The 13,202-nt window shown below is 60.8% G+C and carries 7 protein-coding genes; all 7 read right to left on the reverse strand.

Features of this window, described 5'->3' with window-relative positions; all coding sequences use genetic code 11:
- Positions 1 to 31 precede the first annotated feature (31 nt).
- The 7 genes from recQ to rplK all read right to left on the reverse strand — a co-directional run bounded on the left by recQ (position 32) and on the right by rplK (position 13,185).
- Positions 32 to 1,879, reverse strand: coding sequence for a DNA helicase RecQ (gene recQ, locus BRPE64_RS12480; RefSeq protein WP_016346484.1), 1,848 nt, complete (start codon positions 1,877 to 1,879; stop codon positions 32 to 34).
- A gap of 178 nt (positions 1,880 to 2,057) precedes the next feature.
- Positions 2,058 to 6,299 carry a DNA-directed RNA polymerase subunit beta' gene (gene rpoC / locus BRPE64_RS12485; RefSeq protein WP_016346485.1) on the reverse strand — a complete coding sequence of 1,414 codons (4,242 nt, stop codon included), beginning with the start codon at positions 6,297 to 6,299 and terminating at the stop codon, positions 2,058 to 2,060.
- A gap of 21 nt (positions 6,300 to 6,320) precedes the next feature.
- Positions 6,321 to 10,427: a DNA-directed RNA polymerase subunit beta gene (gene rpoB, locus BRPE64_RS12490; RefSeq protein ID WP_016346486.1), complete on the reverse strand. Its 4,107-nt coding sequence runs from the start codon at positions 10,425 to 10,427 to the stop codon at positions 6,321 to 6,323.
- Positions 10,428 to 10,795: 368 nt separating this feature from the next.
- Entirely contained in the window at positions 10,796 to 11,170 is a 375-nt protein-coding gene (rplL, locus tag BRPE64_RS12495; protein WP_016346487.1) for a 50S ribosomal protein L7/L12, read from the reverse strand.
- Between the two features lie 83 nt (positions 11,171 to 11,253).
- Entirely contained in the window at positions 11,254 to 11,751 is a 498-nt protein-coding gene (gene rplJ, locus BRPE64_RS12500) for a 50S ribosomal protein L10 (RefSeq protein WP_016346488.1), read from the reverse strand.
- A gap of 303 nt (positions 11,752 to 12,054) precedes the next feature.
- Complete coding sequence (gene rplA, locus BRPE64_RS12505) at positions 12,055 to 12,753, reverse strand: 50S ribosomal protein L1 (RefSeq protein WP_016346489.1); 699 nt, start codon at positions 12,751 to 12,753, stop codon at positions 12,055 to 12,057.
- Positions 12,754 to 13,185 (reverse strand): 50S ribosomal protein L11, encoded by a 432-nt coding sequence (rplK, locus tag BRPE64_RS12510; protein WP_016346490.1) that lies wholly within the window; start codon positions 13,183 to 13,185, stop codon positions 12,754 to 12,756.
- Positions 13,186 to 13,202: the final 17 nt, after the last annotated feature.

Raw genomic sequence — 13,202 nt, forward strand, 5'->3', positions numbered from 1 at the left:
GTGTTTTCCGAACGTCCGGCGATGCCTTGCGTCACTCGGAACCGACGACATCCAGCAATTCGTCGCCGAAGCGTTCCAGTTTTCGCACCCCGATGCCTGGAATGTGACGCAAATCGTCGACGGTGTCGGGATCGCTGCGCGCGATCTCGGCGAGCGTCGCGTCGTGGAAGATGACGTAAGCGGGCACCCCGTCGCTCTTCGCGGTTTCTGCGCGCCATGTGCGCAGGCGCTCCCAGCGCGCTTTTTCGCGCGCCGACATGCCGGCGGTCGGATCGGCGCGCTCGCCAGTCCGGCTCGATGATTGCCGCGTACGCGTCGGCTTCACGTATTTGCGCAGCGTGACGCGCTCTTCGCCCTTAAGCACGGGCTTGCTGGCGTCCGTCAGCACGAGCGAGCCGAAGCCTTCGTGATCGACGGCGAGGTAGCCGAACGCCACCAGTTGCCGGAACACCGCGCGCCATTCGGGTTCGGACAGCGCCGCGCCAACGCCGAAGGTCGAGATCTTTTCGTGTCCGCGTTGCAGGACTTTCTCGCTGCGCGTGCCGCGCAGAATGTCGATCAGATGCCCGGCGCCGAAGTGAAAGCCGCTCGCCTTCTGCGCACGATATACACATGACAGCGCCATTTGCGCTTCGCGCGTAGCATCGAACGATGCCGGCGGTTCGAGACACGTATCGCAGTTGCCGCACGGCTTGCTGGTCTCGCCGAAATACGCGAGCAGGCGCACGCGCCGGCACGACGCCACTTCGCACAGACCGAGCAGCGCGTCGAGCTTGCCGGTTTGAACGCGTTTGTGTGCGTCGTCGGCTTCGGATTCGTCGATCATCTTGCGCTGCTGCACGACGTCGCCGAGACCGTACGCCATCCACGCGTTCGCCGGCATGCCGTCGCGGCCCGCGCGCCCGGTTTCCTGGTAATAGCCTTCGACGCTCTTCGGCAAATCCAGATGCGCGACGAAGCGCACGTCCGGCTTGTCGATGCCCATGCCGAACGCGATCGTCGCGCACATGACGACGCCCTCTTCCCGCTGGAACATCTCCTGATGCTTCTGGCGCGTCTCGAACTCCATGCCCGCGTGATACGGCAGCGCGCGGACGCCCTGGCCCTTCAGCCATTCCGCCGTTTCCTCAACCTTGCGGCGCGACAGACAATAGACGACGCCGGCATCCGTCGTGCCGTCTTTGTTCGTGTGTTCGGCGCGGATGAAGTCGAGCAGTTGCGAGCGCGCGTTGTCCTTTTCGACGATCCGATAGCGAATGTTCGGCCGATCGAAACTCGATACAAAGATGCGCGCGTCGTCGAGCGCAAGACGATGCACGATTTCATCACGCGTGATGGCATCAGCGGTCGCAGTGAGCGCAATGCGCGGCACGTTTGGAAAGCGCTCGTGCAGCACGGAAAGCTGGATGTACTCCGGGCGGAAGTCGTGGCCCCATTGCGACACGCAGTGGGCTTCGTCGATCGCGAACAGGCCGACGGGCGCGCTGTCGAGCAGATCGAGAAAGCGCGGCGTCATCAGGCGTTCCGGCGCGACGTAGAGCAGGTCGATTTCACCGTTGCGTAACGCGCGCTCGGTCGCGGCGGCTTCGGCGCCCGAGAGTGTCGAATTCAGATAAGCCGCGCGCACACCGACTTCGGTCAGGGCGGCGACCTGATCCTGCATCAGCGCGATCAGCGGCGACACGACGATGCCTGCGCCCAATCCTGCCTCGTGCCGCACGAGCGAGGGAATCTGATAACACAGCGATTTGCCGCCGCCGGTTGGCATGAGCACGAGGGAGTCGCCGCCGCCCGCGACATGCTCGACGATCTCCGCCTGTTGTCCGCGAAACGCGGGATAGCCGAAGATTTCGTTGAGTATTTCGAGGGAACGGGACATTGAAGATGCGCGCACTACGACGAGAGAGATAACGAATTCTACCAACGCCAGCTCGCGCTCCGACGCGCCGAACGCATCATTGGCCGAATGGCAGAGGCATCGGCTGCGCAAACGCCAGACGAAAAAAAACCGCCCGGCCTTCGCCGAGCGGTTCCATGATGCGACGAGCGAAAAACGCTTACTCGTTCGTATGCGGCGCTTGCTCCGTTGCCGGGGTTTCCGGCGTACCGAAATCGAATGCCTCTTCGGCAGCGATCTGGTCGAAGCGTTCGCGATCCGACGACTCCTTGCTCTTGCGCGCCTTGTGGAACGCGAGACCCGTACCGGCCGGAATCAGACGGCCGACGATCACGTTTTCCTTCAGACCGCGCAGATCGTCGCGCTTGCCCATGATCGCCGCTTCGGTCAGCACGCGGGTCGTTTCCTGGAACGATGCCGCCGAGATGAACGAATCGGTCGAGAGCGAAGCCTTCGTGATACCGAGCAGCACGTTTTCGTACGTCGCCGGGCGCTTGTCGTCCGCGATCATGCGGTCGTTCTCGTCGAGCATGTCCGACCGCTCGACTTGTTCGCCCGGGATGAAGCGCGTGTCACCGTTGTCGGTGATCTGCACGCGACGCAGCATCTGACGCACGATCACTTCAATGTGCTTGTCGTTGATCTTCACGCCCTGCAAACGGTACACGTCCTGCACTTCGTCCACGATGTAGCGCGACAACGCCTCGATACCCTGCAGACGCAGAATATCGTGCGGATCGGCAGGACCGTCGACGATCATTTCGCCCTTGTTGACGACCTGACCATCGTGCACCAGCACCTGCTTTTCCTTCGCGATCAGGAACTCGTGCTGATTGCCCTCGAGGTCCGTGATAACGAGACGCTGCTTGCCCTTCGTGTCCTTACCGAACGACGTCGTGCCCGTGACTTCCGCCAGAATGCCGGCGTCCTTCGGCGAGCGCGCTTCGAACAGTTCGGCCACCCGCGGCAGACCACCGGTAATGTCACGCGTCTTCTGCGCTTCAACCGGGATACGCGCCAGCACTTCACCGACCTGCACTTGCTGACCATCCTTCACGGTGATCAGTGCGCCGACCTGGAAGCCGATCTGCACCGAATGCTCGGTGTTCGGGATCTTCACTTCCTCGCCGTTCGCGTCGAGCAGTTTCACCTGCGGACGCACGCTCTTGCCTGCCTGCGAACCGCGACGCTTCGCATCGATCACGACGAGGGTCGAAAGACCGGTCACGTCGTCGATCTGCTTGGCGACCGTCACGCCTTCCTCGACGTTTTCGAACTTCACCGTACCGCCCCACTCGGTGATGATCGGACGCGTCAGCGGATCCCATTGAGCCAGTTGCGCACCGGCCTTGATCTGCGCGCCGTCGAGTTGCAGCAGCGTTGCGCCGTACGGGATTTTGTGACGCTCACGCTCGCGACCGAGGTCGTCCGCGATGATCGCCTCGCCCGAACGCGAGATGACGACCTGCTCGCCCTTCGCGTTGGTGACGTAACGCATGGTGACCGTGAAGCGCACGGTACCGTTCGATTTCGCTTCGACCGTCGACGCGACTGCCGCACGCGATGCCGCGCCACCGATGTGGAACGTACGCATCGTGAGCTGTGTGCCCGGTTCGCCGATCGACTGCGCCGCGATCACACCAACCGCTTCGCCGACGTTCACGCGCGAACCACGACCCAGGTCGCGGCCGTAGCAGGACGCGCACAGGCCATAACGCGTTTCGCAGGTCAGCGGCGTGCGCACGCGCACTTCGTCGATACCGAGGCGTTCGATTTCCTCGACCGCGTCTTCATCGAGCAGATCGCCCGATGCGTACAGCGTTTCCTGCGTCTCCGGATTGACGACGTCCGCCACCGCGACGCGACCGAGAATACGGTCACGCAGGGCTTCGACGACTTCACCGCCTTCGACCAGCGCCTTCATGGCCACGCCGTTAGTCGTGCCGCAATCTTCCTCGACGACGACGAGATCCTGCGTCACGTCGACCAGACGACGCGTCAGGTAACCCGAGTTCGCGGTCTTCAGTGCCGTATCAGCCAGACCCTTACGTGCGCCGTGGGTCGAGATGAAGTACTGCAACACGTTCAGGCCTTCACGGAAGTTCGCGGTAATCGGCGTTTCGATAATCGAGCCGTCCGGCTTCGCCATCAGGCCGCGCATACCGGCAAGCTGACGAATCTGCACCGCGGAACCGCGCGCGCCCGAGTCGGCCATCATGTAGATGGAGTTGAACGACTCTTGCTTCGTCTCGTTGCCATCACGATCCGTGACCGGTTCCGTCGCGAGCTGTTCCATCATCGCCTTGCCGACCGCTTCCGACGTCGCCGACCAGATGTCGACCACATTGTTGTAGCGTTCCTGCGCGGTGACGAGACCCGACATGTACTGACGGTCGTACTCCTTCACCTTCTTCGCGGCGTCGCCGACGATGGTCTCTTTCTGCGGCGGCACGAGCATGTCGTCCACGCAAATCGAGATACCGGCGCGCGTTGCCAGGCGGAAGCCCATCTGCATCAACTGGTCGGCGAAGATCACCGTTTCGCGCAGACCGCACTTGCGGAACGCCGTGTTGATCAGCTGCGAAATCTGCTTCTTCTTCAGCGGCTTGTTCAACACCGTGAACGGCAGACCCGGCGGCAGAATCTCCGACAGGATCGAGCGGCCAACGGTCGTGGCGTACAACGAGATCTTCGGCACGAACTTCGGCGCACCTTCGCTCTGGTCTTCGTTGTGGACCATTTCGGTGATACGCACGTTGACGCGCGAAGCCAGCTCGACTTCCTTGTTCTCGTACGCGCGGATCACTTCCGACACGCCCGTGAACGTCATGCCTTCGCCCTTACCGTTCACCGCTTCACGCGATGCGTAGTACAGGCCCAGCACGATATCCTGCGACGGCACGATCGACGGATCGCCGTTGGCCGGGAACAGGACGTTGTTCGACGCCAGCATCAGCGTGCGCGCTTCCATCTGCGCTTCGAGCGACAGCGGCACGTGCACGGCCATCTGGTCACCGTCGAAGTCGGCGTTGAACGCCGCGCAAACGAGCGGATGCAGCTGGATAGCCTTACCTTCGATCAGCACCGGCTCGAAAGCCTGAATGCCAAGACGGTGCAGCGTCGGCGCGCGGTTCAGCATGACCGGATGTTCGCGAATGACTTCTTCGAGAATGTCCCACACCACCGGCGTCTGGTTCTCGACTTCCTTCTTCGCGGCCTTGATGGTCGTAGCGACACCCATCACTTCCAGCTTGTTGAAGATGAAAGGCTTGAACAGTTCGAGCGCCATCAGCTTCGGCAGACCGCACTGATGCAGCTTGAGCGTCGGACCGACCACGATCACCGAACGGCCCGAATAGTCCACGCGCTTACCGAGCAAGTTCTGACGGAAACGACCGCCCTTACCCTTGATCATGTCAGCGAGCGACTTCAGCGGACGCTTGTTCGCGCCGGTCATGGCCTTGCCGCGACGACCGTTATCGAGCAGCGAATCGACGGCTTCCTGCAGCATCCGCTTTTCATTGCGGACGATGATTTCAGGCGCCTTCAGTTCGAGCAGACGCTTCAACCGGTTGTTACGGTTGATGACGCGGCGATACAGGTCGTTCAGGTCGGAAGTCGCGAAACGGCCGCCGTCGAGCGGCACGAGCGGACGCAGTTCCGGCGGCAGCACCGGCAGCACTTCGAGCACCATCCAGTCAGGCTTGATGCCCGAACGCTGGAACGCCTCGAGCACCTTCAGGCGCTTCGCGTACTTCTTGATCTTCGCTTCGGAACCGGTGTTCTTCAGTTCCGTGCGCAGCGTTTCGACCTGCTCGTCGATGTTGATCGCGCGCAGCAGTTCACGCACGCCTTCCGCGCCCATCTCGGCGCGGAATTCGTCACCGTATTCTTCGACCTTGTTGTAGTAATCCTCTTCGGTCATGATCTGCCGCGCTTTCAGCGGCGTCATGCCCGGATCGATCACCACGTACGCTTCGAAGTACAGCACGCGTTCGATGTCGCGCAGCGTCATGTCGAGCACCATGCCCAGACGCGACGGCAGCGACTTCAGGAACCAGATGTGCGCAACCGGCGAGGCCAGTTCGATGTGGCCCATGCGTTCGCGACGCACCTTCGCGAGCGTCACTTCGACGCCGCACTTTTCGCAGATCACGCCGCGATGCTTCAGGCGCTTGTACTTGCCGCAAAGGCATTCGTAGTCCTTGATCGGACCAAAAATCTTCGCGCAGAACAAGCCATCCCGCTCCGGCTTGAACGTACGGTAGTTAATGGTCTCCGGCTTCTTCACTTCACCGAACGACCACGAACGGATCTTGTCGGGCGAGGCGAGGCCGATCTTGATCGCGTCGAATACTTCTTCTTGTTGGACTTGCTTGAATAGATCGAGCAGAGCTTTCATTGCTTTCTCTCCGTAGTCCGATTAGTTGCGGTCGAGATCGATATCGATACCGAGCGAGCGGATTTCCTTCACCAGCACGTTGAAGGATTCCGGCATGCCGGCGTCGATCACGTGATCGCCCTTGACCAGATTCTCATAAACCTTGGTCCGGCCTGTCACGTCGTCCGACTTGACCGTCAGCATTTCTTGCAGCACGTACGATGCGCCATACGCCTCGAGCGCCCACACTTCCATTTCACCGAAACGCTGGCCGCCGAACTGCGCCTTACCACCCAGCGGCTGCTGCGTGACGAGCGAGTACGGACCGGTCGAACGCGCGTGCATCTTGTCGTCGACCAAGTGGTGCAGTTTCAGGTAGTGCATGTAGCCGACCGTGACCTTCCGCTCAAACGGCTCGCCGGTGCGGCCATCGCACAACTGGACCTGATTCTTCGACGAGTTCATGCCGAGGTTCGTGGCGATGTCGTCCGGATACGCCAGATCGAGCGCACGCCCCATTTCCTCTTCGGTCGCGCCGTCGAACACCGGCGTTGCGAACGGCACGCCTTCGCGCAGGTTCTTCGCGAGTTCGAAGATTTCGTCATCGGAGAAGCTTTCCAGCTCTTCCTTGCGGCCCGACTCGTTGTAGATCTTCGTCAGGAACTGGCGCAGTTCCTCGATCTTCGTCTGACGCTCCAGCATTTCGCCGATACGCCAGCCGAGACCCTTCGCGGCCCAGCCCAGATGCACTTCGAGAATCTGACCCACGTTCATCCGCGACGGCACGCCGAGCGGATTCAGCACGACGTCTGCCGGACGGCCATCGGCCATGTACGGCATGTCTTCGATCGGGACGATCTTCGAGACGACACCCTTGTTACCGTGGCGGCCCGCCATCTTGTCGCCAGGCTGCAGACGACGCTTCACGGCGAGATACACCTTGACCATCTTGAGCACGCCCGGCGGCAGTTCGTCGCCTTGCGTGAGCTTCTTGCGCTTCTCTTCGAACGCGAGGTCGAACTGGTGACGCTTCTGCTCGATCGAGTCCTTGATCGCTTCCAGCTGCGCCGCTGCTTCTTCGTCCGCGAGGCGGATGTCGAACCAGTGGTAGTGGTCGAGATCTTCGAGGTACGCGAGATCGATCTTCGTGCCCTTCGCGAGCTTCTTCGGACCGCCGTTCGCGACCTTGCCGTTCAGCATGCGCGCCAGACGCTGGAACGCGTCGCCTTCCACGATACGCAACTGGTCGTTCAAATCGAGGCGATAGCGCTTCAGTTCATCGTCGATGATCTGTTGCGCGCGCTTGTCACGCGTGATGCCTTCGCGCGTGAACACTTGCACGTCGATCACCGTGCCGCTCATGCCCGAGGGCACGCGCAGCGACGTGTCCTTCACGTCGGACGCCTTCTCGCCGAAGATCGCGCGCAGCAGCTTTTCTTCCGGCGTCAGCTGGGTTTCGCCCTTCGGCGTGACCTTGCCGACCAGCACGTCGCCTGCTTCGACTTCCGCGCCGATGTACACAATGCCCGACTCGTCGAGACGGCCAAGCTGCACTTCAGCGAGATTCGAAATATCGCGCGTGATTTCTTCCGGTCCGAGCTTCGTGTCGCGAGCAACGACGTTCAACTCTTCGATGTGGATCGACGTATAGCGATCGTCGGCCACGACCTTTTCGGAGATCAGGATCGAATCTTCGAAGTTGTAGCCGTTCCACGGCATGAACGCGACCAGCATGTTCTGGCCGAGCGCGAGCTCGCCCAGATCCGTCGAGGCGCCGTCGGCCAGCACGTCGCCGCGCGAGACCTTGTCGCCGACCTTCGCGATCGGACGCTGGTTGATGTTCGTGTTCTGGTTCGAACGCGTGTACTTGATCAGGTTGTAGATGTCCACGCCGACATCGCCGGCCACGGCTTCGTCGTCGTTCACGCGAATCACGATACGGCCCGCGTCGACGTAATCGACCACCCCGCCACGCAGCGCCTGCACGGTCGTACCCGAGTCGACCGCCACGGTGCGCTCGATGCCCGTACCGACGACCGGTTTTTCCGGACGCAGACACGGCACGGCCTGACGCTGCATGTTCGAGCCCATCAATGCGCGGTTCGCGTCATCGTGTTCGAGGAACGGAATCAGCGAAGCTGCCACCGACACGATCTGCGACGGCGCCACGTCCATGTACTGGATGCGGTCCGGCGTGACCATCAGCGTTTCGCCCGCTTCACGCGACGACACGAGTTCGTCGGTCAGCGTGCCATCTTCGGCCACCGCCGCGTTCGCCTGCGCGATCACGTAACGGCCTTCTTCGATCGCCGACAGATAGTCGATCTGATCGGTCACCTTGCTGTCCGTCACCTTGCGATACGGCGTTTCGAGGAAGCCGTATTCGTTCAGGTGCGCGTACAGCGCGAGCGAGTTGATCAGACCGATGTTCGGACCTTCCGGCGTTTCGATCGGGCACACGCGGCCATAGTGCGTCGGATGCACGTCGCGGACTTCGAAGCCCGCGCGCTCGCGCGTCAGACCGCCCGGTCCCAGTGCGGAAACACGGCGCTTGTGCGTGATTTCCGACAGCGGGTTGGTCTGGTCCATGAACTGCGAGAGCTGCGACGAACCGAAGAACTCGCGAATCGCCGACGAAATCGGCTTCGAGTTGATCAGGTCGTGCGGCATCAGGTTTTCGCTTTCGGCTTGACCGAGGCGTTCCTTCACAGCACGTTCGACACGCACGAGACCCGCGCGGAACTGGTTCTCCGCGAGTTCGCCGACGCAACGCACACGACGATTGCCCAAGTGGTCGATGTCGTCCACTTCGCCCTTGCCGTTACGCAGTTCGACGAGGATCTTGATGGTCGCGAGGATGTCGTCGTCCTGCAGCGTCATCGGGCCGACGATTTCGTCACGGCCGACGCGGCGATTGAACTTCATGCGGCCGACCTTCGACAGGTCGTACGCGTCTTCGCTGTAAAACAGACGGTTGAACAGTGCCTCGACCGCTTCTTCGGTCGGCGGCTCGCCCGGACGCATCATGCGGTAGATCGCGATGCGCGCGGCCATCTTGTCGGCGGTTTCGTCGATGCGCAGCGTCGACGAGATGTACGGGCCCTGGTCCAGATCGTTCGTGTAGAGCGTCTGGATGTCCTTGACCTTCGCATCGCGCAGCTTTTCGAGAACGCTTTCGGTGATTTCGTCGTTGGCGTTCGCGATCACTTCGCCGGTATCCGGATCGATCACGTTCTTTGCCAGCACGCGGCCGAGCAGATACTCCTCGGGCACCGAGATGAACTTCGTCTTGGCGTTTTCGAGGTCGCGAATATGCTTCGCGTTGATCCGCTTGTCCTTCGTCACGATGACGTTGCCTTCGCGATCCTGGATGTCGAAGCGCGCGACTTCACCGCGCAGGCGCTCGGGAACGAATTCCATTTGCGCGCCTTCGCTCATCAACTGGAAGTTGTCGAAGACGAAGAAGTTCGCGAGGATCTGTTCCGGCGTCAGGCCGATGGCCTTCAGCAGGATCGTGACCGGCATCTTGCGGCGACGGTCGACGCGGAAGTACAGCACGTCCTTCGGGTCGAACTCGAAGTCGAGCCACGAACCGCGGTAGGGAATGATCCGTGCCGAGAACAGCAGCTTGCCGGAGCTATGCGTCTTGCCCTTGTCGTGCTCGAAGAACACGCCAGGCGAACGGTGGAGCTGCGACACGATCACGCGCTCGGTACCGTTGATGACGAACGAACCCGTCGGCGTCATGAGCGGAATTTCGCCCATGTACACTTCCTGTTCCTTCACTTCCTTCACGACCGGCTTGCTCGGCGATTCCTTGTCGAGCAAAACCAGACGCACTTTCGCGCGCAGGGCCGAGCAGTACGTCAGGCCGCGCTGCTGGCATTCCTTGATGTTGAACGCGGGCGGCGACAGCATATAGCTGACGAATTCGAGCCGTGCGAAACCGTTGTGCGAAACGATCGGAAAAACCGATGTGAATGCAGCTTGCAGGCCTTCCGACTTGCGCTGCGAGGACGAGACGTCTGCTTGCAGAAACGTCTGGAATGATTCAAGCTGGGTCGCCAGCAAAAAGGGAACTTGGTGAACGATGGGGCGCTTCGCGAAACTCTTGCGAATACGCTTCTTCTCGGTGAAGGAATATTGCATACGATCTCCGAATCACGGCGGGCGTTGGCGAGGCGGGATACCTCGACGTCACGGCCCGGTGTTCACCGACTGAGACTCGCGCAGCTGTCCGGGGAGGACGCGCGAATCTAGAAGCTTGGTGGTTGGCCGCTACCAACCGCTGGCTGACGGCAGCGGATGCCTGTGTTTCCCGCTACCCGACCAAACTTGCCTTCTGCAGTCGCTTCAGAAGACAAAGAGAACTGCCGGAAAATTCTGCCGATCCGACCGTTCTCTTTGGCTTCTATGGAGACATTTATGCTCGCTGAAAAGCATAAAAACTGCGTCCCCACAAAGCACAAAAAGGCCGGCGGTGGAAAACCGCCAGCCTTCGCACGGCGCAATGAAACTTACTTGATTTCAGCCTTCGCGCCTGCTTCTTCCAGCTTCTTCTTCGCTTCTTCAGCAGCAGCCTTCGGCACCGCTTCCTTGACGGGCTTCGGTGCACCGTCGACCAGATCCTTCGCTTCCTTCAGGCCGAGACCCGTCAGTTCGCGAACAGCCTTAATCACGGAAACCTTGTTCGCGCCCGTTTCGAGCAGGTTCACGGTGAACTCGGTTTGCTCTTCAGCTGCAGCAGCTGCGCCGCCGCCTGCGGGGCCAGCAACTGCGACAGCAGCAGCCGACACGCCAAACTTCTCTTCGAACGCCTTGACCAGCTCGTTCAGTTCGAGAACCGACATCGAGCCAACGGCTTCGAGGATGTCTTCTTTTGCGATTGCCATTTGAAATACTCCTAGATTGAATTCGGATCGAGCTAGCGATCTAGCTAATACCTAACTGAGCGACTGGCGCCCAAGTGCGTGCGTTATGCAGCTTCGCCTTGTTTCTTTTCTGCCAGCGCGGCCAAAGCGCGCGCAAAGCCAGAAACAGGTGCCTGCATGACGAACAGCAGCTTGGAGAGCAGTTCTTCGCGGCTCGGGATGCTGGCCAGCGCTTGCACGCCTGCCTTGTCCATCACTTTGCCTTCGTAGGAACCAGCCTTGATGATCAACTTGTCATTGCCCTTACCGAAGTCGTTGACGACCTTGGCTGCGGCAATGGCATCTTCCGAGATGCCGTAGATCAGAGGACCGGTCATCTGCTCAGCCAGCGGAGCGAACGGGGTACCTTCGACGGCGCGACGCGCCAGCGTGTTCTTCAACACGCGCAGATACACCTGTTGCTCACGCGCTTTCGCGCGCAGCTTGGTCAGATCGCCAACCGTGATCCCACGATACTCAGCGAGCACCATCGTCTGAGCCTTCGCGACTTGCGCGGCGACTTCAGCGACGACTGCCTGCTTATCTTCTTTGTTCAGTGGCACGGTTAAACCTCCAGATTCGATGCACTCGGGTTACCAACCCTCATGCACCACGTTCGACAACGGCGTCCGACTGTTAGGAGTATCTCGATCGATTAGTGCCCGCCTCTCAGCGTGCGACAACCGACTTCAACCACTGCAAAACTGTTTCGGGTTCGCCATCTGCGTTGGCTTGAATTAAGGTAAGACCTGCCTGCTGCCTCACCACCAACGGTCTTTGACAACCGGTTGCTCGATCAGGAACCGCAATCTCGCAACCGCCCAAAGCCCTTTTTAAGCGCGGCCTTGCGCCCGCGCTCGAAATTCTTACTGTTGCGCCAGCGTGGCTTGATCCACGCGAACGCCGACACCCATCGTGCTCGACAGAGCGACCTTGCGCAGATACACGCCCTTGCTCGTCGCCGGCTTCGCCTTTTGCAGCGCTTCGATCAGCGCAGCCAGGTTCTGACGCAGCGATGCCGGCTCGAACGAAGCGCGACCGATCGTGCCGTGGATGATACCGGCTTTGTCGACGCGGAATTGCACCTGACCGGCCTTCGCATTGCGAACTGCCTGTGCGACGTCCGGCGTGACGGTGCCGACCTTCGGGTTCGGCATCAGGCCGCGCGGGCCGAGGATCTGACCAAGCGTACCGACCACGCGCATCGTGTCCGGCGAAGCGATCACGACGTCGAAGTTCAGGTTGCCGGCCTTGACTTGCTCAGCCAGGTCTTCCATGCCGACCACGTCCGCGCCTGCTGCGCGAGCTTGCTCAGCCTTGTCGCCTTGTGCGAACACAGCCACACGAACCGACTTGCCAGTACCAGCCGGCAGAACGACGGAACCACGAACGACCTGGTCCGACTTCTTCGCGTCGATGCCGAGCTGAACAGCAACGTCAATCGACTCGTCGAACTTGGCGCTCGCGCATTCCTTCACGAGAGCCAGTGCGTCGTCGATCGGGTACAGCTTCTGACGATCAACCTTGGTCGCGAATGCCTGAAGGCGCTTCGAAAGCTTAGCCATTTACACGCCCTCCACAGTGATGCCCATCGAACGGGCGCTGCCGGCGATCGTGCGCACGGCTGCGTCCAGATCAGCTGCCGTAAGATCCGGCATCTTGGTCTTCGCGATTTCTTCCGCTTGAGCGCGGGTGATGTTGCCGACCTTGTCGGTGTGCGGCTTTGCCGAACCCTTGTCGATCTTGGCTGCCTTCTTGATCAGAACGGTAGCCGGCGGCGTCTTCATGATGAAGGTGAAGCTCTTGTCCGCGAATGCCGTAATGACGACCGGCACCGGCAGACCCGGCTCCATACCTTGAGTCTGCGCGTTGAACGCCTTGCAGAACTCCATGATGTTCAGGCCGCGCTGGCCCAGTGCCGGACCGACCGGCGGCGACGGGTTGGCTTTACCTGCAGGAATCTGCAGTTTGATAAAGCCGACAATTTTCTTTGCCATGTTGAAAACCTCTGCTG

The organism is Caballeronia insecticola, from assembly GCF_000402035.1.
In the GTDB taxonomy this organism is placed as follows: Bacteria; Pseudomonadota; Gammaproteobacteria; order Burkholderiales; family Burkholderiaceae; genus Caballeronia; species Caballeronia insecticola.

Coding starts and splice junctions, on each gene's coding strand:
- rpoC (WP_016346485.1), bottom strand. CDS start 6,299: ATGAAAGCTCTGCTCGATCTATTCAAGCAAGTCCAACAAGAAGAAGTA.
- rplA (WP_016346489.1), bottom strand. CDS start 12,753: ATGGCTAAGCTTTCGAAGCGCCTTCAGGCATTCGCGACCAAGGTTGAT.
- rplL (WP_016346487.1), bottom strand. CDS start 11,170: ATGGCAATCGCAAAAGAAGACATCCTCGAAGCCGTTGGCTCGATGTCG.
- rplK (WP_016346490.1), bottom strand. CDS start 13,185: ATGGCAAAGAAAATTGTCGGCTTTATCAAACTGCAGATTCCTGCAGGT.
- rpoB (WP_016346486.1), bottom strand. CDS start 10,427: ATGCAATATTCCTTCACCGAGAAGAAGCGTATTCGCAAGAGTTTCGCG.
- recQ (WP_016346484.1), bottom strand. CDS start 1,879: ATGTCCCGTTCCCTCGAAATACTCAACGAAATCTTCGGCTATCCCGCG.